The organism is Thiorhodovibrio litoralis (genome assembly GCF_033954455.1).
Classification (GTDB): Bacteria; Pseudomonadota; Gammaproteobacteria; order Chromatiales; family Chromatiaceae; genus Thiorhodovibrio; species Thiorhodovibrio litoralis.
Map to the genome: position 1 here is coordinate 2,013,271 of NZ_CP121473.1, position 19,988 is coordinate 2,033,258.

Annotated in this window: 15 protein-coding genes; 12 read left to right on the forward strand and 3 right to left on the reverse strand. The window is 63.3% G+C overall.

Going from position 1 to position 19,988, the window contains the following annotated elements; genetic code table 11:
* Nucleotides 1-10 precede the first annotated feature (10 nt).
* The 6 genes from Thiosp_RS08860 (at nucleotide 11) to Thiosp_RS08885 (ending at nucleotide 11,524) form a co-directional block, all read left to right on the forward strand.
* Nucleotides 11-1,651, forward strand: a complete 1,641-nt coding sequence (locus Thiosp_RS08860; protein ID WP_201067919.1) for a Y-family DNA polymerase — start codon at nucleotides 11-13, stop codon at nucleotides 1,649-1,651.
* Between the two features lie 261 nt (nucleotides 1,652-1,912).
* Nucleotides 1,913-4,969 carry a chemotaxis protein CheB gene (locus tag Thiosp_RS08865; protein ID WP_201067918.1) on the forward strand — a complete coding sequence of 1,019 codons (3,057 nt, stop codon included), beginning with the start codon at nucleotides 1,913-1,915 and terminating at the stop codon, nucleotides 4,967-4,969.
* A gap of 110 nt (nucleotides 4,970-5,079) precedes the next feature.
* Complete coding sequence (locus tag Thiosp_RS08870) at nucleotides 5,080-8,514, forward strand: EAL domain-containing protein (protein ID WP_201067917.1); 3,435 nt, start codon at nucleotides 5,080-5,082, stop codon at nucleotides 8,512-8,514.
* Between the two features lie 90 nt (nucleotides 8,515-8,604).
* Complete coding sequence (locus Thiosp_RS08875; RefSeq protein ID WP_201067916.1) at nucleotides 8,605-10,218, forward strand: histidine kinase; 1,614 nt, start codon at nucleotides 8,605-8,607, stop codon at nucleotides 10,216-10,218.
* Nucleotides 10,218-10,892, forward strand: a complete 675-nt coding sequence (locus Thiosp_RS08880; protein WP_201067915.1) for a response regulator — start codon at nucleotides 10,218-10,220, stop codon at nucleotides 10,890-10,892. The genes Thiosp_RS08875 and Thiosp_RS08880 overlap by 1 nt, the downstream gene beginning before the upstream one ends.
* A 158-nt stretch (nucleotides 10,893-11,050) precedes the next feature.
* A complete protein-coding gene (locus Thiosp_RS08885) occupies nucleotides 11,051-11,524 on the forward strand; it encodes a rhodanese-like domain-containing protein (RefSeq protein ID WP_201067914.1) in 474 nt (157 codons plus the stop codon).
* Nucleotides 11,525-11,640: 116 nt separating this feature from the next.
* On the opposite strand, the gene Thiosp_RS08890 is transcribed toward Thiosp_RS08885, so the two are convergent.
* From Thiosp_RS08890 to Thiosp_RS08900, 3 genes are all read right to left on the reverse strand, one after another.
* On the reverse strand, nucleotides 11,641-12,555 hold the full coding sequence (locus tag Thiosp_RS08890) for a complex I NDUFA9 subunit family protein (RefSeq protein WP_201067913.1): 915 nt from the start codon (nucleotides 12,553-12,555) through the stop codon (nucleotides 11,641-11,643).
* 49 nt (nucleotides 12,556-12,604) lie between these two features.
* Nucleotides 12,605-12,832 carry a hypothetical protein gene (locus tag Thiosp_RS08895; protein WP_201067912.1) on the reverse strand — a complete coding sequence of 76 codons (228 nt, stop codon included), beginning with the start codon at nucleotides 12,830-12,832 and terminating at the stop codon, nucleotides 12,605-12,607.
* A gap of 127 nt (nucleotides 12,833-12,959) precedes the next feature.
* Nucleotides 12,960-13,265 carry a DUF4342 domain-containing protein gene (locus Thiosp_RS08900; protein WP_201067911.1) on the reverse strand — a complete coding sequence of 102 codons (306 nt, stop codon included), beginning with the start codon at nucleotides 13,263-13,265 and terminating at the stop codon, nucleotides 12,960-12,962.
* Between the two features lie 302 nt (nucleotides 13,266-13,567).
* On the opposite strand from Thiosp_RS08900, the gene Thiosp_RS08905 reads away from it, so the two are divergent.
* The 6 genes from Thiosp_RS08905 (at nucleotide 13,568) to rng (ending at nucleotide 19,977) form a co-directional block, all read left to right on the forward strand.
* Nucleotides 13,568-15,016, forward strand: a complete 1,449-nt coding sequence (locus Thiosp_RS08905) for a TldD/PmbA family protein (protein WP_242518714.1) — start codon at nucleotides 13,568-13,570, stop codon at nucleotides 15,014-15,016.
* On the forward strand, nucleotides 15,013-16,434 hold the full coding sequence (locus Thiosp_RS08910) for a metallopeptidase TldD-related protein (protein WP_201067909.1): 1,422 nt from the start codon (nucleotides 15,013-15,015) through the stop codon (nucleotides 16,432-16,434). The genes Thiosp_RS08905 and Thiosp_RS08910 overlap by 4 nt, the downstream gene beginning before the upstream one ends.
* Before the next feature lie 211 nt (nucleotides 16,435-16,645).
* Entirely contained in the window at nucleotides 16,646-17,275 is a 630-nt protein-coding gene (locus Thiosp_RS08915) for a c-type cytochrome (protein ID WP_201067908.1), read from the forward strand.
* Nucleotides 17,276-17,294: 19 nt separating this feature from the next.
* Entirely contained in the window at nucleotides 17,295-17,765 is a 471-nt protein-coding gene (gene rlmH / locus Thiosp_RS08920) for a 23S rRNA (pseudouridine(1915)-N(3))-methyltransferase RlmH (RefSeq protein ID WP_201067907.1), read from the forward strand.
* Between the two features lie 3 nt (nucleotides 17,766-17,768).
* The gene (locus tag Thiosp_RS08925) at nucleotides 17,769-18,398 is read left to right on the forward strand and encodes a Maf family protein (RefSeq protein ID WP_201067906.1); all 630 of its coding nucleotides are present in this window, start codon (nucleotides 17,769-17,771) and stop codon (nucleotides 18,396-18,398) included.
* Nucleotides 18,399-18,522: 124 nt separating this feature from the next.
* A complete protein-coding gene (gene rng / locus Thiosp_RS08930; protein ID WP_201067905.1) occupies nucleotides 18,523-19,977 on the forward strand; it encodes a ribonuclease G in 1,455 nt (484 codons plus the stop codon).
* The last annotated feature ends 11 nt before the right edge of the window (nucleotides 19,978-19,988 follow it).

Here is a 19,988-nt window from a genome sequence, read left to right on the forward strand (position 1 = left end):
GCCAATCCCCATGCGCGACTCCTGCTGGCTGGCTCTGTGGTTTCCGGAGCTCCCGCTCGAGGTCTATCAGCGTGCCTGGGGCGAGGAGCGGCCGCTCGCCATTGTCGAGGGTGGCCATGTGATTGCCTGCAATGCGGCGGCACGCTCGGCGGGGGTGCGGGTGGGGGGCGCGCGGCTGGCGGCGCTCGCGCTCTGTGCCGAGCTTGCGACCCGTGTGCGCCGCCCGGGCGTGGAGCAAGCCGCGCTCGAATGGCTCGCCGCTTGGGCGCTGCGCTTTAGCGATCAGGTCAGTCTCGAGCCGCCCCAGGGGCTGGTGATCGAGGCCGGGCGCAGTCTGCAGCTTTTTGGCGGTGCTGAGGCTTTTTATCAAGCCGTGGTCAAGGCGGGTGCAGCCCTGGGTTATCGTCTGCAGCTGTGCATGGCGCCGACACCCGCCGGTGCGCTGCTGCTGGCGGCCTGGGGCTGCGAGGAGATCATCGGCGACACAGCCGAGCTGCGACAGCGGCTGGCGCCATTGCCGCCGTCGGTAGCCGGATTGAGCGCGCGGGCCCTGGCTGACTGCCAGCGCATGGGGGTGCGCTGCATCGGCGATCTGCTGGCGCTGCCGCGCAGCGGCCTGACAGAGCGCTTTGGCGTTACCTTTGTGGACGCTCTCGCGCGTTTGCTGGGCGACAAGCCCGATCCGCGTCGGCCGTTTGAACCGCCGGATCATTATCATGGCGAGCTTGAGCTGCCGGCTGAGGTCCAGGAGGCGGAAGCGCTTATGGTTGCCTGTCGGCAGTTGCTTGCCGAGCTCTGTGGTTTGTTGCAGGCACGCAGGGCCTTGGTGCCGGCACTTTACTGGACATGGTGCCATGCCGACGGCGAGCGCACCGTGCTGCGGCTTGGCAGTGCAAAACCAGAAGCAGACATGAAGCACTGGCTGTTGCTACTGCGTGAGCGCCTGGCCGGCTCGCCGGCGCCGGCACCGGTGCGCGAGATTGTCCTCGACACGGATCGTTTTTGCTCGCAAAGTCGCACGACTGGCGACCTCTTTTCACGTCAGAGCCCGCTGTTGGGAGCCGGCTTGGAGGCGGATTTGCAGCCGGGCTCGAGCGACGGCGCCGATTTGCTCGACCGGCTGCGTGCGCGCCTCGGCGATGACGCGGTCAAGACACTGGTCCAGGTGGACGATCACCGCCCGGAGCGGGCCTGGCGCTGGGTGGACGCTCAACAGCCGCCGGACTCCCGAACAGCCCGCGTGCCATGGCCATCGCAGCGGAAACCGTCTTCCGAGTCCTTGCTGTTCGCGGATAGTGCCAGCGCTGAGCGGCCTCTGTGGCTGTTGCAGACACCGCTTCGCTTGCGCTTGCGCGACGGCTGCCTGTGGCTTGCCGACCCGGCGGCGAGCGCGACTTTGCCCGCATTAGTCCGGGCGCAGCCGTTAAGGTTCTGCGGCGGGCGTGAACGGATCGAAACCGGCTGGTGGGACCGCCATCCAGTGGCGCGTGATTATTTTCGTGTCCAGGCGGCGAGCGGAGAAAGATTCTGGGCCTACCGCAGCCTGAGTGGAGATTGCACGCGGGGCGGGTGCGAAAGCGGATCAGCTGATGAAAACAGACCAGGCGCGCCGGATTTGTGTTGGTATCTGCACGGCGCCTTCGGATTCTGAACAGACAAAATAATCGCTATCAAACCCTCGGCGAGCCCGTGCTGCTTTCGATAGCAAGCTGATGGTGGCTGAAGTATCATGGACAATTCGCTGAAGATGCGCTTAGGGGAAAGCCGCTGGCCTGGCGCCGCTGGCCAGCCTGGCGATTCTGATAGTCGCGGGAGGGTCGCAGCGGTTGGAATGCTCAGCCAGCCCTCATCCGCGTGCAAGATTTTTGAAGGAGTGCGCAGCAGCACTAATGCGTATAGGTCAAGTTTAGCTATGTCGACCCATCAAGAGCCTGTTACCGGTCAAGAGCCTGACACCGATCAATCAGACACCCAAAGCGCGAGCGAGAATTCGGGCGATACGCCGACGCCGCAGGAGCCTCGGACCGCCGCTGTTGTCTCCGACGACGACAAAGGGCGCTACATCGTTGCCGTTGGCGCCTCGGCCGGTGGACTTGACGCGCTGGAGCGGTTCTTTCAGGCGCTGCCTGAGCGCTCGGGCGCGGCCTATGTGGTCATTCAGCATCTGTCGCCGGATCACAAAAGCATGATGGCGAATTTGCTCGCCCGCCACACGCTGATGCCGGTGGTGACGGTCGAGGATGGGATGAAGATCGAGCCCGACCGGGTCTATCTGATCCCGCCGGCCAGCATGATGAGCGTCACCAACAACGAGTTGCGCCTGAGCCCGAAGAATCCGCGCGGCCTGACCTTGCCGATCGACCTGTTCTTTACCGCGCTGGCGCGGGAGTATGGCAAATACGCCATCGGCGTGGTGCTCTCCGGTACTGGCTCCGATGGTACCCGTGGTGCTGTCTCCATCAACGATGCCGGCGGCTTTTTGCTTGCGCAAGAGCCGGAGACGGCCAAGTTCGACGGCATGCCGCGCAGCGCCATCGCCACCGGGCTGGTCGACGCTATCCTGCCGCCGGAAGAGCTCGGTCCGCGTATTCTCGATCATATCAGCCAGGTGGCGCGCATCAACATCCGCGGCACCCGTGCCACGGTTGGTTACGACAAGGACAGCGCGCTCGAGGAGACCATGCACCTGCTCTATCACCAGGGCGGGATCAACTTCCGTGAGTACAAGCCGGCTACGGTGATGCGGCGCATCGAGCGGCGCATGCAGGTGCGCCATGTGCCAGACTTGGAAAACTATGCCCGCCTGCTCGAAGGTGACCGCACCGAGCTCAACGCGCTGCGGCGCGAGTTGCTGATTCCGGTGACCAACTTTTTCCGCGATCCGGAAGCCTTCGAGACCTTAGCGCAGAATGCCATTCAGAACATCGTACAGGAGCGTGGCGAGGCGCAGTCCATCCGGGTGTGGATTGCCGGAACCTCTACCGGTGAAGAAGCCTATACCATCGCTATTTTGTTTGCGGAGGCCTTCGAGCGCTTCAAGCGCTGGCCGAATTTCAAGCTGTTTGCGACCGATGTCGAGCAGCACAATGTCGATGTCGGCAGTTCAGGGGTGTTCTCCGAGGCCATTACTGCTGAGGTCTCGCCCGAGCGGCTCGAGCGCTGGTTCTACAAGCGTGGCAACCATTTCGTGGTCAAGAGCGAAATCCGCCAGAGCATTGTGTTTGCACGTCACAATGTGCTTGAGGACCCACCCTTTACCCGCATGGATCTGGTCTCCTGCCGTAATCTGCTGATCTACTTCCGCAGCGAGGCGCAGGAGCGGGCGCTGCGGCGGCTGCAATACGCCCTGGCACCCGGGGGCTTTCTGTTCCTGGGCTCAAGCGAGAGCCTTGCCAGCCTGCAGACGGACTTCACCTCCGTCAGCTCCAAGTACAAGATCTACCGCATCCTGCGGCATGTATCCCTGCCGCTGGACTCCAGCTCATCCTCGCTCGGGCGCTTCTCGTCCATGGCCGGCAAGCCGCGCCCGGCAACCAAGCCCGGGCGCAACATGACCGATGCGGTCGCCATCGATGCCGGACAATCGCTGCTGCTGCGCAGCTATGCGCCGAATACGCTGTTGCTGAACGCCAACAACGAGTTGTTGCACGTCTTCGGTGATGTCGGTCGCTACCTGCGTTTTAACGAGGGGGCCGTGTCGCTGGAGTTGGCCAAGCTGCTGCCACCGCAGATTGCGCCCGTGGCGCAGGCGTTGCTGCACAAGGTCGCGCGCGGCGGCGAGCCGCTGCGCTCGGATGTCGTGACCCTGCGCTTGCCCGATGGTGAGAGCGAGCGCCTGCGTCTGGTGGTGCGGCAGGTCGAGCTTGAGCAGCGTGAGCCCTATCTGATGCTGTCATTCGAGCCGCAGGCGCCCGAGGCTGGTGATCCGGCGAGCTACCGCAGCATGGAGACCATGGACCTCGACAGCGAGACCGCGACTCGGGTCGATACGCTCGAACGCGAGCTGGCCGCGACGCGCGAAAGCCTGCAGGCGACGATCGAAGAGCTTGAAACCGCCAATGAGGAACTGCAGGCGACCAATGAGGAGCTGATGGCCTCCAACGAAGAACTGCAAAGCTCCAACGAGGAGCTGCAGTCGGTCAACGAGGAGCTCTACACCGTCAACGCGGAGAATCAGGAGAAGATCGAAATTCTCAACCGGCTCAACGCCGATCTCGATGGCATGGCCAAGGCTGCCGCCATTGCCACCGTCTTTGTCGATTCCGATCTGCGACTGACCCGCTTCACTCCCGAGGCGACCGGGCTGTTCAAAATCCGCGACGGCGACCTTGGGCGTCACATCGACGATTTCAGTAATCTGCTCAACTACCCGACCTTCATTGAGGAGTTGCGCAACACCATCATTAGCGGTGAGATGCTGCAGCGCGAGATTACGGCCGGCAACGGGCGCATTTATTTGGTGCGGGTGCTGCCCTATGCGGTGCGCCGTGGCGACCCGCGCGGCGCGGTGGCGACTTTCATCGATGTCACCACCCTGCACGACATCAAACGCCTGCAGGCGGTACTGGATTCGCTGCCCGAGAGCGTCGCCGTGCTGGACGCTCTTGGCAAAATCACCATGGTCAACGCGGCCTGGCGCAAGTTTGCGCGCCTCAGCGGCGATGAGAACCTGGCAGAGCAGGGCGTGGGCGCCAATTATCTCGACGCCTGCGAGAGCAACGATGCGGCCAAAGACGAGCAATTCAGGCGCGACTCGCGCAGTGGTATCGAATCCGTGCTCGCGGGCGAGAAAAGCGAATTTTCGATGAAATACAACTGCCATTTGAATGATCCAGAGCATTCGGATGATCAGGAACGCCTGTTGGTGATGCATGTCTCGCCAATTCGGCATCCGGCCGGCGGTTTAATCATCAGCCATCTGGATTTGACGCCGTCGTTCATGGACCAGAATGCGGAGGAAAAGGGTTAGCGCCCACACGAACGATGTTTTCAATGAGCTGCCCTAATAAGCTGCTGTTGATCGTGGCAGCATTGCCCGGATCTCGCATGCGAGCGGCCAGCCCGCTTCTGAGGCGCTGAATGAAGCAAGATGATTACAAAATCCCGTTCAAGGATGACGATGCCGATCAGGCGCAGGCCGTGCGCGAGCAGGCATTGCTTGCGCTGCGTGAGGGGCGCTTCGATCTCGCCGAGGAGGTGTTGACCCGGGGCGAGTTGAAGCTTGAGACCGTGGTCGAGAATCTGCGCATCTATCATGCGGAGCTTCTGATCCAGAACGAGGAACTGCGCCGCAGTGAAAGCGAGCGCGAGGAAGCCCTGGCGCGCTTCACGACCTTCTTCAATTCGCTGCCGATCGCTGAGCTGATCGTCGATGCCCAGGGGTTGATCATGGACGCCAACCCGGAGGCCAGCCGGGTGTTCGAGCTCAAGCCGACCCATCTGCATCAGCATTTCTTCGTCCGCCTGGTGGATGAGAAAGACCGCGGCCGGGTGATTCATGCCTGGTCGCGACTCGACGCCGATGAATCCGTGTTGCTCACCGGTCTGCGCTTCCGTGTCGAGGGCGATCAGCCTTTCATTGGCGACCTCCATGTCGCGCGGCTGAGCTTCGAGCGGGACAGCCGCCGGCGCTTTCTTTGTGCGGTGCTTGATCGCACTGAGGAGGAAAGGAGCAACCGCGAGCTGGGCATCGCCTATGAACAGCTGCGCGACAGTGAGGAACGCTATCGCGTGCTGGCCGAGTTCAGTCCCGACTGGGAATATTGGTCCTCGGCCCATGGAGATTTTATCTATGTCTCGCCTGCCTGCGAACAGGTGACAGGGTTCCCGGCGGACGACTTCCTTGATGACCACAATCTGCTTGAGCGCCTGATCCACCATGATGATCGCCCGCTGTGGCGCGAGCACTTCAGCTGTGAGCGCCAGCAGCCGCCCGGAGGTCACCAGCGCCTAGAGTTCAGGCTGTTCGACCGCAGTGGCAAGCTGCACTGGATCGAGCACCTTTGCGCGCCAGTCTCGGGCGAGGATGGCCGCGATCTCGGGCGCCGCGGCGTCAATCGCGACATCACCGAGCGCAAGCTGGCCGAGGATGCGCGCGCGCGCAGCGATGCGCTGCTGCGCGCCACCGGGCGCATGGCGCGTGTCGGCGGTTGGGAACTGGACGCAGCAAGCGGTCAGGTTACCTGGACGGATTCGGCCCGCGAGCTGCATCAGGCGAGCGACAATTTCTCACCCAGTCTGGCCCAGCTGATTGGCTTCTTCCATCCCGAGGACCGCGACAGCGTGCATCAGGCCATCAAGCTCGGCTTGCGCGATGGAGAGCCCTTTGCGCTCGAGGCCCGGTTGACCACAGCCAAGGGCCAGGCACTGTGGGTAAGGATCGCCGGCGATCCGGTCGAGCGCGATGGCATTATCACCAAGCTGGTTGGCTCGCTGCAGGACGTTACCGAACGGGTCGAGGCGGAAAACGCGCTGCGCGAGCACGAGCAGCAGTACCGGGCCTTGTTCGAGTCGGCCAGCGAGGGCATGAGCCTGCTGGTCGATGGGCGTTTCATCAAGTTCAACCAGGCGGCCGTGCGGATGCTTGGCCATCCTGATGATTCGGCGCTGATTGGGTGTCGTCCATGGGAGATTTCACCGCCCACCCAACCGGATGGCGAGTCCTCGGTCGACAAGGCCAAGTTGCTGATGGATCAGGCATTCGAGACCGGTGGCGCGCAAGCGTACTGGGATCACATGCGCGCCGATGGCAGCACCATCGCGGTCGAGCTCAACCTGAGCCGCATCGAGCTGCAAGGAAAGCCGGCCTTGTTTGCCGCCTGGCGCGACATGACCTACGAGCGCGCGGCGCGCGAGCGTGAAGTGCGTTCGCAGACGGTGTTTGAAAAGACGTCCGAAGGGATTATCTTCACCGATGCCGATCTGCGCATCCTGATGGTAAACCCGGCTTTCACTGCCATCAGCGGCTACAGCGAGGATGAAGTTCTGGGCCAAAAGCCTAACCTGCTCAAATCCGGCCGCCATGACGACGCCTTCTATCAGGCCATGTGGGCGTCAATCAACCAAACCGGCTCCTGGCGCGGCGAGTTCTGGAACCGGCGCAAGAGCGGGGAGATTTACCCGCAGCAGTCGACCATCAGCGCGGTCCATAACGATGCGGGTGATCTGACCGGTTACATCGGCGTGTTCGGCGATATGAGCAGTCTGCGGCGCTCGGAGGAGGCACTGTATCGGCTCGCGCATCACGATATTCTGACCGGTCTGCCCAATCGTGCCTTGCTCAGCGCTAGCATGGAGCAGTCCCTGGCGCGCGCGCGCCGCAGCAAGAAATTGCTCGCGCTGTTGTATCTCGATCTTGACCTGTTCAAGAACGTGAATGAAACCCTGGGCCACCCGGTCGGCGATCGCCTGCTTCAGCAGGTCGCTGCGGCGATGCAAAAAGCGATTGGCGACAGCTGTCTGATCGCCCGCGTCGGCGGCGACGAGTTCATGGTGGTGGCCGAGGATCTGACCGAACCCAGCATCGCGGGGCGACTGGCGGCGCGGATTCTGAACTGTTTTGCCGAGCCTTTCACCGCTGATGATCGCGAACTGTTCATCACCGCAAGTATCGGTATCAGCCTATTTCCAACCGATGGCGAAGACATCGACGAGTTGCATAGCCACGCCGACCTTGCCATGTATCAGGCCAAGGAGCACGGTCGCAATACCTACCGTTTCTTCGAGGCCGCCATGACTTCCGGCGTCAGCGACCGCCTGCGGCTCGAAAGTGCCCTGCGCGGCGCTCTGGCGCGCGATCAACTCTGGCTGGCCTATCAGCCGCAGATCGCGCTCGAAGATGAATCTCTGGTCGGGGTGGAAGCGCTGCTGCGCTGGCAGCATCCGGAGCTGGGTTCGGTCTCCCCCGGCGTGTTCATCCCCATTGCCGAGGAAACCGGGCTGATTCGTGAGATCGGCGACTGGGTGCTGGAGCAGGCAGCGCGCCAGCTCGCGGAATGGGATCGGGCCGGCATCAGGGTGCCGCGCCTTGCCGTCAATTTGTCCATGCCGCAGATCGAGACCCCGGATCTGGTGACCCAGGTCCAGGGGGTGCTTGAGCGCACTGGTGTCAGCGCCAACCGCATCGAACTGGAAGTGACCGAGTCCATGCTGATGCGCAACATCGATCAGGTGCGGGCAAACCTTGACGCGCTGCGCGAGATGGGTGTGTATCTGGCGATCGACGACTTCGGCTCAGGCTACTCCTCGCTGCGTTATCTCAAACGCCTGCCGATCCATCGGCTGAAAATCGACCGCAGCTTTGTCGAACACCTCACGCAGGATGCCAATGACGACGCCATTGTGCGCGCGGTGATCGCCCTAGGCCGCAGCCTTGGGCTCGCGGTGTTGGCGGAAGGGGTGGAAACCCGCGCCCAGGCGGACTTTCTCGCCTCCGAAGGCTGTCACGAGGTGCAGGGCTTTCTGTTCGGGCGACCCGTACCGCCGGAGGAAATTATCCAGCGCGAGCGCGCGTGAAGCCGAATCCCTGGTCTGGGTCTGAAAAGCCGGCGCCTGCGCTGGCCGCGCCCGCCACCGGGTCTGCGCGAGCGTGCGAACAGGTTGTCCATGAGCACTGATACGGCTTCTGCCTGTGGTCTGAGGGTTTCACAACTGCTGCGCTCGTCGCGCTTGCTCGGGCCGCTGATCCTGATTCCCGGGGCGGTGCTGGTTGCTGGCGCTGCTGTGCTGCTGCATTGGCTGGGTGGCCCGCCGAACATGGGATTGTGGCCGCTGGTGGCACTGGGCGCGCTTGCTGTTGCGCTGATCGCCGCCCTGGTGGCGGGGCAGCGGCTGTGCGGCCAGTTGCTGCGACCCCTTGCCAATCTCGAGGAATCCGTCGCGCGTGTGTGCCAGGGCGAGCCCGGCGCGAGCGAATCCCTGCGCCATGCTGGCGTGCTGGCGAAGATGGCAGACGACATCGGCAGTCTCAATGCCGAGCTGACCGACCTCTACGAGGACATGGACGCCCGGGTCGCACGCCAGACCACGCGGCTGGCGCAGAAAACCGCCTCGCTGAAAATCCTCTACGATGTCGCCGCCGGTATCACCACCGCCGACGGCCTTGAGGAGATGCTGCTGCGCTTTTTGCGCGTACTCAAGGAAATGGTCAACGGACGTGCCGCCACAGTGCGCCTGCTGATGCCGGACGGGCAGCAGCGCCTGGTCGGCTCCATCGGGCTGGATAACGACCTGGTTGCCTGTGCCGACAAACCGCCGGTCGATCTGTGCCTGTGCGGCACCGTGCTGGTGCCGGGCGAGATTCTGTGCGACCACGACGCCCACTATTGCTCGCGCATCTATGGCCGGCGCATGTTCGCCAGCGATGAGATCGAGGTGGTCACGGTGCCGCTGCAACATCACGACGAGCTCTTCGGCGCCTACACCATTTTTGTCGACCGCCCCGGGGTGTCGGTGCGCGAGGATATCCTCGAGCTGCTGCGTACCATCGGGCAACACATTGGGGTGGCTATCGCCAAGCATCGTTCGGACGCGGAAGCGCGCCGGCTGTCGATTGTCGAGGAGCGCAGCACACTGGCCCATGAGCTGCACGATTCCCTGGCCCAAACCCTGGCCAGCCTGCGGCTGAAGATGCGCATGCTTGAGGACGCGCTGGTGGACGTGGACCTGCCGCGCGACGCGCGCCTGGACCTCAATCGCATTCGCAACGGCATCGACGAGGCGCATAGCGAGCTGCGCGAGCTGCTCTCAAGCTTCCGCGCGCCTCTCGACCGGCGCGGCCTGCTGCCAGCGCTTGAGCATCTCGCCCAGCGGTTTCGCCAAGAGACCGGTATTTCAACCTTCTTTCAGGTCAGCTGTCGCGACCCCGAACTCTCGGCGGCCGAGGAACTGCACGTCGTGCGCATCGCCCAGGAATCGCTCAACAATATTCGCAAGCATGCCGATGCGCAGAATGTGCGCATGCTGCTGATGCGGGAGCCCGATGATTTCATCGCCCTGCTGATCGAAGACGACGGTGTCGGCTTTTCCGAGCCCGAGGAACACGATGGTTCGCCGGGCGAGCGCATTGGCCTGTCCATTCTTGAAGAACGCGCGCGGCGCATCGGCGGCGAGCTCGGCATCGAAACCGAGCCGGGGGAGGGCACCCGGGTGGAGCTGCGCTTCGCACCGGGCAAAGGCGCCATTGGCGAGAAAAGCGTGCAGCCAAGGCGGGCGGCCTGATGCGCGTGCTGCTAATCGACGATCATGCGCTGTTTCGGGTCGGCCTGCTCGAGCTGCTCGAACGCCGTGGCATCGAGGTGATCGACGCCGTGGGCGACTGGGAGGTCGGTCTGCGGCTGGCGCGCGACTGCGGACCCGATGTGGTGCTGCTCGACCTGCGCATGCCCGGCATGGGCGGTATTGATGTGCTCAAGCGCATGCGCGCCGAAGGCATCGACCGCCGCGTGGCCATGCTGACCACCAGCAACGATGAGCGCGACCTGATTGGCTCCCTGCAGGCCGGTGCCAATGGTTATCTGCTCAAGGACATCGAGCCGGACGAATTAGTCGCCGCATTGCGCGATATCCTGGCGGGCGAGACCGTGGTTGCGAAAGAATTGACCGGCGTGCTGGCACGTGCGGTCCGCGAGGAGAAGCGTCCGCCAGCGAAAGAGCCGCGGTTCTCTGACCTGACACCGCGCGAGATGGAGATTCTCTGCCAGCTCGCAGCCGGTCTGAGTAACAAGGCCATCGCCCGCGCGCTTGGCATCAGCGACGGCACCGTGAAACTGCATGTGAAGGCCATCCTGCGCAAGCTCGACGTGCGCTCGCGGGTCGAGGCGGCGGTCATCGCCGTGGAACGCGGCCTGTGCTCGGATCAGCCGCCAGCGAGAGAAGAGCAAACTGTCTCCTAGCGGGATCGACCCGATTGGATGCGATCGGATCTGACCTCATCTGAGCCGATCTGGCCTTACCTGTTTTGATTTAGCCTGATCCAATCTAATTTCGGCTGTATGCGAGTCCCGCGCCCCTGTCAGCCGGCCCCAACCCCGAAACGCTATACAAGTCGACGATGAAAAAATTTCTTGAGCTTATCCAACACTGCATGACCGACGTGAGCGAGATCATGCCCTGGGATCTCGAAGAGCGCCTCCAGGAAAATCCCGATCTGCTGATTCTCGACGTGCGCGAGCCCTATGAGTTCGACGCCATGCGCATTGCCGGCTCCATCAACGTGCCGCGCGGCATCCTTGAATCCGCCTGTGAATGGGACTATGAGGAAACCCTGCCCGAACTGGTCGAGGCACGCGAGCGCGAAGTCGTGGTGGTGTGCCGCTCAGGCAACCGCAGCATACTGGCGGCCCATTCCATGCAGGTGCTTGGTTACAGCAACGTCGTCTCCCTGCAGACCGGCCTGCGCGGCTGGAAGGACTACGAGCAGCCCTTGGTCAACGCGGCCGGCGAGGACATCGACCTCGACGACGCCGATGTCTATTTCACCCCCAGGCTCCGCCCCGATCAGCTAAAGCCCAAATCGGCAGGCTGATGCGCACTAACAGGGAATTTCCCTGAACTAGAGGGAAATTCGGCGCGTTTCGGTCTAGCTAAGATTCGTACGCGACCGGCACTTCAGTCGCGAACCGATTCGGCAAGACTATCCCGCTACAAATAGTCCAGGGCGGCCGCGTTGAAGGGTGCCGGGGTCAGCCCGAGCCGCGCGAAACCATCTTCGGCGCAGCAGTTGCCGGCGACTAGCATGCGCAGTTGATCGCGGGTGACGGGAAACCACTGGAAGCGTTCCAGCATGGCGGCCACGGGTGCGATCAGCATCACAGGCGCGGGCAGCATGGTTTTCTTTTTGCCGCTGGCTGCTGCGATGGTGGTGAGAATCTCCTTCCAGCTCACCGCATTCGGTCCGCACAGTGCATAGCTTTGCCCGATGGTTTCGGGTCGCGTCAGGGCGGTCGCGAAGGCGGCGGCGACGTCTCCAACCCAGACCGGCCCGAGCTGGAATTGCCCGGCCTTGAGCGGCAGCAGGCCGTCGTAAAAGAGTGGCGCCGGAACCGGGCTGTCGATCAGCTCGGCCTTGAGCTGACTGCAGAATTCCATACGCCCGTGCGGATTGCCGAAGATCACCGACGGACGGAAGATGCTCCACTCAAGCCCCGAGGCCTTGAGCGCCGCTTCGGCCTGCAGCTTGGTGCGTTGGTAGGCGGTTTCGCCTGCGTCAATGCCGTTGGCGCTCATCAGCAGGAAGCGCTGGACGCCTGAGGCCTTTGCCGCCGCGATGCTGCGCTCGACGCCCTGAAACTGCAGCAGCTCGAAGGTGATGCCCGCGGCTGGGTTCTCGCGCAGCAGGCCCACCAGATAGATCACCGCATCGCTGCCAGCAATGCAGGCGTTCAGGCTCTCGGGGTCTTCGAGCCGACCTTCGATGGGCGTGCATTGGGGATGGGGCGGCGCTTTGCCGCTACTGCCCGGGCGCACCAGCAGGCGAAGCTGGTGACCCTCCGTCAGCAGGCGCTCGACCAGCGCCTGGCCAACAAATCCGGTTCCACCGATGATGGCGATATTCATGATGACTGAGGCGCGTCGAGAAGGTGGCTAGAATAGAAGATATGGTCTGTTAGGCTGCCGTCTCAGCAGAGGCGTCTTCGGCCGGCGTTTCTTCAGTGGCGGGCTCGGCCGGTGGTTCCGGAGCTTTCTGCTTGGGTGCACTGACCAGGCCTTCGGCGAGGAGAATGGCGGATTTGTCGTCGCCGTTGACGGGGCGCTTGCGCGCATCCAGCACGGCGTAGCGCCCTGAGCGCTTCTGGTAGATGCGGTGTTCTTTGGTGCGTTTGATTTCTTTCATCTTGAGTGTGTTGCGCCTTAAGGTTTACTTGGGATCAGGTCAAGGTTTTCTTGGGATCAGATCGAGAAAATACAGCTGTACTTCGGTGTGAAACCGAAAAACCGGTTCGCTTTCGGGGAACGGGGGTTCAGTCACCGGAGATGGGGCGTTCCTCACGCGGTTCCACCTTGCGTTGCACATCCACCTGAACTTTGCCGAACAGGGCGGCAATGGCGCCGAGTGCCGTGAGAAAGGGCGCAATCAGCGTGAAGACACCACCCACGGCCACGCCAGCGGTGAGCGGAATGTCCATCAGCGGTGTGCCATCGGCCTTACGGACCACCAGGCGGCGGACGTTACCCTCCGCCACCGCGTTCTTAACGAAAGCGATCAGGTCACGGCCGGCGATGGTCACCCGCTCGGTAATGTTACGATTGGATTCGTCGTTTTGCATACAATCGCCCTATTGTGATCGGTTGGCCGTGCTTCCTAATGACTCATGGCCCTGGGCGGATAGGGTTCCGCCTTATCCTATCGGGGTCTGCTGGGGCCTGGTGGCCGGGGTATGTTGCGGCCCTGCGTTTGAAAACAGCTGCGGCGAACCGCTAAGTCTAGCAAAGAGCAATCAAGATGTCCGCATCCTTCAAGAAATCGCCCAGGCAATCGTTGCCTGACAAATCATCGCAAAACACCGCAAGTTTCGCGACCGGGACATCCGGTTCTGATTCACAGGACCGTCTCGCGCCCCTCATGGGCATGGCGGAGGATTTTGCCGCGGTGGCACCGGCCTGTGATTTCTGGTCTTTGCGGCTGGTCGCCAGCCACTGGGACCGGTTGTCGATGCGCCAGGGCGTGCTGGAGCCGGCGGCGCTCGGTCACTCACTGGGGGCCATGGTGACAGTCGTTTCTCATCGCGGTCTGGGGTATGCAGCAACCGACGACCTCAGCCGGCCTGGGCTGCGCGCCGCTGGCCGGCGGGCGCGGGAATGGGCCTTGATGCACGGGCGTCACGGCTTGTTCGACGCGAGCCTCTACCCGCGCAGCGGCCTGCAGGCTGATTATGCCTCGCCGGTGGCCGCGCCTTGGAGCGATGTGCCCCTGCCCGAGAAGCTCGCGCTCTTGCGCCAGGCGAGCGATGGCTTGGCTATTGGCCCGGCCATTCTCGATTGGTCGGCCTGGCTGGGTTGGGACGGTGTCGACCAGCTGCTGGTCAGCAGCGCCGGTGCGCGCATCTTCGAGCATCTGGAGTTCGTCCATTCCGGGCTGCTGGCGGTCGCCAATGCCGGGGAGCAGACCCAGCGTCGCCATGGCGGCGGTGCCGACTGGCCCCAGCAGGGCGGCATGGAGCGTCTGGCCGCGCTTGGCTTCGTCGAGCAGGCGCCGCAGGTTGCCGAGGATGCGCTGGCTCTGCTCGAGGCACCGGAGTGTCCGACCGAGACGCTCGATCTGGTGCTGATGCCCAGCCAGATGACGCTGCAGATTCATGAAAGCATCGGCCATCCGTTGGAGCTGGATCGCATCCTCGGTGACGAGCGCAATTATGCCGGGACCAGCTTTGTCACCCCGGACATGTTCGGCAGCTATCGCTATGGCTCGGAGCTGCTGAATGTCACCTTTGACCCGCGGCTGCCGGGCGAGCTGGCCAGCACCATGGCCGACGATGAGGGCACCCTGGCCGAACCCGAGGTACTGATTCGCGACGGGATTCTGCAACGCCCGCTGGGCGGCGCGCTGTCCCAGGCACGCGCCGGACTGCCCGGTACCGCCAATGCCCGCGCGAGCGGCTGGGACCGCCCGCCGATCGATCGCATGGGCAATATCAATCTGCAACCGGCACCGGCCGATGGCCCGGCGGAGGGTCGTGCGAGCCTGGCTGAGCTAGTCGGAGGGGTGGAGCGCGGCGTGCTGATGGAGACCAACCGCTCCTGGTCAATCGATGACAGTCGCAACAAATTTCAATTCGGCTGTGAGCTGGGCCGCATGATCATCGACGGTGAGCTGCGCGGCCTGGTGTGCAATCCCGGTTACCGTGGCCTGTCGGCAGGTTTTTGGCGCAGTCTCGACGGCGTTGGCGATGCCGACTCGGTGGAGGTGCGAGGTGTGTGCAATTGTGGCAAGGGCGAGCCCAATCAGGCCATTTACGTCGGTCATGCCTCGCCGCCATGCCGGTTTCGCGGGGTCGAGGTGTTTGGAGGTGGCGCATGAAAGGCCCACGCAGCCTAAGCCGACAGATCTCAGAAAGACTGGGGCAGGACCGGCAGACCGAAGAAGATGCACGCGACAGTTTTTACGCGCTGGCCGAGCGTCTCCAGGCCGAGGCACGCCCGGACGAGACACTGTTTAGCGAGTTGACGGCCGAGCGCTCGGACTTCGCGCGGCTCAATCAAAACCGCATCCGCCAGGCCGGGCAGATCCGTCACGCCAGTCTGCAGCTGCGGCTGATCGATGGCAACCGCCAGGCCGAAGCGGCCTGCGATCTGAGCGGCGACTTGGCCCATGACTTCGAGCTGGCGCGCGGCCTGTTGCGGCAACTGCGCTTGCGTCTGCGCCATCTGCCGGATGATCCGTATTTGCACGTCAGCGACGAGCCCACGCGCAGCGACCGCTGGCCCGAGGTGCCGGAAGTCGACGCCGCCGCGGCGGTCGCAGACATCATCGCTGCCGGTGCAGTAGCGGGAGCAGGCGCAGGTGCCGGGCTGGATCTGGTCGGCATCTGGGCCAGCGGCGAGGTTACCGCCGGATTGGCCAGCTCGCTCGGGCATCGCCACTGGCACGTCAGCCGCAACTTTCATTTCGACTGGAGCTGTCACGGTGACGGCGACCAGTCCGTGAAGGGCTCGCTCGGCGGCCTGCGCTGGGACGCCGCCCCGGTGCGCGCGCGGCTGGACGCCATGCGCGCCGAGCTCGACATTCTGGCGCGCCCGCCCAAGGTGCTCGCGCCCGGGCGCTATCGCGCCTGGCTTGCACCCATGGCGGTCTCCGAGCTCACCGACATGCTGGCCTGGGACGGCTTCGACCTCAAAAGCCAACGCACGCGTCAGACTCCGCTGCTGCGGCTGCTCGATGGGGAAGAGCAGTTCGATCCGCGCGTCTCCCTGCGCGAGGTCCATGGCCCTGCTGGTACCGGGCTGCTGCCGGCTTTCACCAGCGAGGGCTTCATGCGACCGGACAGCGTCACCTTAATCGACCGCGGCGCGGCCGGCTCGCCGCTGGTAGATGCGCGCGCCGGCAAGGAATATGGCTTGGCGGTCAATGCTGCCAGCGGCTATCCGGAATCCCTGGCGATGGAGCCGGGCGATCTGGCACCCGAGCAGGTGCTTGAGGCGCTTGGCACCGGCCTTTTCATCGGTAATCTCTGGTACTGCAACTGGTCAGACCCCAATTACTGCCGGGTAACCGGCATGACCCGCTTTGGCACCTACTGGGTTGAGGACGGAGTGATTGTCGCCCCGGTCGCGCCCATGCGCTTCGACGACAGCCTTTATCGTCTGCTCGGTGAACGCCTGGTTGCCATTGGCGCCGAGGCACAGCTGCTGCTCTCGGCCCAGACCTACGGCGGGCGCTCGCTCGAAAGCGCCAGGCTGCCGGGCTTGCTGGTCGCCGGGATGGATTTCGCCCTGTGAAGAAGCCAGCTGCGGCGTCATCGCAATGCAAGGATTTTCCTAAAAAGCACAGCATTGCGGCTCAAACATTTCGGCTAGAAACGGAAGATTTATGTGGGAGTGCAAAACAGGAGTCTCGATGAAGCATCAGCCAATCAACCGAAGGTTGCGATTTTTAGCTCTTAATGCAGCGCCCCTGCTGGGTGCGAGCGCGGTCGTTGCAGCCCTGTCGATGCAGACCGCCGGCAGCGGCGCCATGGCCGCGGATGCGACAGCCCAAGCGACCCCAGAGGCGGTTTACGCCTACTGCGTGGACTGCCATGGCAAGTACGGGACTGGCGGAGAAGGTGGTCGCTACCCGCGCATCGCCGGGTTGCCGGTTGACTATATCGACACCCAAATTCACGCGTTCAAGGCAGGTGAACGGCTCAACAAGCCGATGATCCCGATCTTCAAACATGTGCGCTTCGACGAGGAGGTGATCGACATGGTCTCGGCCTATATCGCCTCCATGTCGGTGCCGGACTTGAGCCTCTGGCCCTATGAGCCCGACCCTGCAGCGCTGGCCGCGTTCGACTCGCGTGAGGCTTATGCCGCGGCCGGCGAGCAGGCGTATAGGGACCAGTGCGCGGGCTGTCACGGCGACGGCGGGCAGGGCGACGGTGGGCAGGATGGTCGCGAGCCCGCGCCAAGCGGTATGAGCGCCCCGCCCCTGGTGGCGCAGTATCCGACCTATCTGCGCAAGCAAATGGGCGACTTTGCCAGCCGGGCTCGCGAGCACGCCCATAGCGCCAAGTGCGGCGCACCGGATGCACCCACGGCCGATGCCATCGTCAATCACCTGGTGGAGCTCGGTCGCTGATGCGCGTCCATCAGCCCTAATGCGCATCCATCTGCTATCCGTCGGGCGGCGCATGCCGGCCTGGGTCGAGCAGGGCTTCGGCGAATACGCCAAACGCTTGCCGCAGGACTGCCATCTGCGCCTGGTGGAGATCGATCCAGTTCCGCGCACCAAGGGCGGGGATGCGGCCCGCGCGATCGCGGTGGAAGGTGAGCGCTTGCTGCAGGCGGTGCCCAAGGGCGCGCGGGTTATCGCGTTGGATGTTGAGGGTCGCCCCTGGTCAACCGAGGCCTTGGCCGCGGAACTCGAGCGCTGGCTGGCCTCAGGGCAGGACCTGGCGCTGCTGGTCGGCGGTGCTGACGGTCTGTCCTCGGACTGCCTGGTGCGGGCAGATGCGCGCTGGTCGCTGTCGCCACTGACCTTTCCGCATCCGCTGGTGCGGGTCATCCTGGCCGAACAACTCTACCGCGCATGGACCCTGACTCAGGGCCATCCGTACCACCGCAGCTGAGCGATGACGTCATCATCGCCACCAAAGCTGGTGCTGGCCTCTGCCTCGCCGCGGCGGCGCGAGCTGATCGCGCAGCTGGGTCTGGATTGCGAATGGATGAGTGCCGATGTGGACGAAACGCCCCACGATGGGGAGATGCCTGACCAATATGCCCTGCGGCTGGCTGTCACCAAGGCGAAAGCCGTGCATGAGCGTCTTGAGGAAGAGGCGGACTCTGAGACCTCGGGGCGGCCACGATTGATTCTGGCGGCGGATACTGTGGTGACGGTCGATAGCGTGATCCTGGGCAAACCGGCCGACGCGGTCGATGCGGCGCGCATGCTTGAGCAGCTGTGTGGGCGCTGGCATCTGGTCATCACCGGCGTTGCGCTGCTGGGGCGCGAGCTTCAGGCCATGGCCGTCGAGACCCGGGTGCTGTTCCGCGATCTGGAGCCATCGGAGGCGCGCACCTACTGGAGCACGGGCGAGCCTCGCGACAAAGCCGGTGGCTATGGAATACAGGGAATAGGCGCGCTTTTTGTCGAGCGCATCGAGGGCAGTTACTCCAATGTGGTGGGATTGCCGTTGTTTGAAACCGGAAAGTTCCTGGCTAACGAGGGACTGACTCCCTGGGCCGCGCTGGCCCGATCCTAAGTTGCGTCAAGCGCCACGATCGCGACGACAAAGGTTCCTGACTCGAAAACGTCCATGATTGCTGAAACCTCAACCATTGCTGAATAGGCGCTTACCGCATGAGCCAAATCCATGAGCCAAACCGATGAGTGAAGAAATCCTGATCAACGTCACCCCGCCGGAGACTCGGGTTGCCGTGGTGGAGAACGGCGTGGTGCAGGAGATCATGATCGAGCGCTCCAACAGCTGCGGTCTGGTCGGGAGTGTCTTCCGTGGGCGCGTGTGCCGGGTGCTGCCCGGGATGCAGGCGGCCTTCGTTGATATTGGGCTTGAGCGCGCGGCCTTCTTGCATGCCTCGGACATCGTCATCGGCGAAGGCGAGCAGCGCGGCGAGCACATCAACGAGCTTGTGCGCGAGGGCGAGACCATCGTGGTGCAGGTGGTCAAGGACCCGCTGGGCACCAAGGGGGCGCGTCTGACCACCAGCATTTCTCTCGCTTCGCGCTATCTGGTATTCATGCCCAGTCTGACCAATACCGGGGTGTCGCAGAAAATCGATGGGGAGGAAGAGCGTAAACGGTTGCGCGAGATTATTCAGCAATATGTCGATGAAAATACAGTCAGCGGTGGTTTCATCGCGCGCACTGCGGCGGAGACCGTTAGCGACAGGGCGCTGTGCCGGGACATGGCGTTCCTGATCAAGCTGTGGCACAACATGAAGGAGCGCTCCGAGGCGGATGTGGAGGTCGGGCTGATCCATGACGATCTGCCGCTGCCGCTGCGTGCGCTGCGCGATCTGGTCACGCCTGAGGTCGAGCGGGTGCGCATCGACTCGCGTTCGACACTAGAGCGGGCGCGCGCTTTTGGCGTCAAATACATCCCGGAAGTCGTGGAGCGCATGGAGTATTACGATGGCGAGCGGCCGCTGTTCGATCTTTATGGCGTCGAGGACGAGATCCAGAAATCCCTGCATCGCAAAGTGCAGCTCAAATCCGGCGGTCACCTGGTCATTGACCAGACCGAAGCCATGACCACCATTGATGTGAACACCGGCGCCTTTGTTGGCCATCGCAATCTCGAGGAGACCATTTTCAAGACCAACCTCGAGGCCGCGCAGGCTATTTGCCGGCAGCTGCGCCTGCGCAATCTCGGCGGCATCATTATCATCGACTTCATCGACATGACCGATGAGGAGCACAAACGCCAGGTGTTGCGTGCGCTTGAGAAATGCCTGGCCAAGGACCATGCCAAGACGCACATCACCGAGGTCTCATCCCTGGGGCTGGTGGAAATGACCCGCAAGCGCACGCGCGAATCCCTCGAGCATGTGCTGTGCGAGCCCTGTCCCTGCTGCGGCGGGCGTGGCTCGGTGAAAACCGCCGAAAGCACGTGCTATGAAATTTTTCGCGAGATCATGCGCGAATCGCGCCAGTTCGAGGTCGAAACCCTGATGGTGCTGGCCTCGCAGGATGTGATCGACCGCCTGCTCGACGAAGAGTCCGCCCACCTCGCCGAGCTTGAGGAATTCATCGGTCGCCCGATCCGCCTGCAGGCGGAGACGCTCTATACTCAGGAACAATACGACGTTGTTTTGGTCTAGCTGAGCCCTAT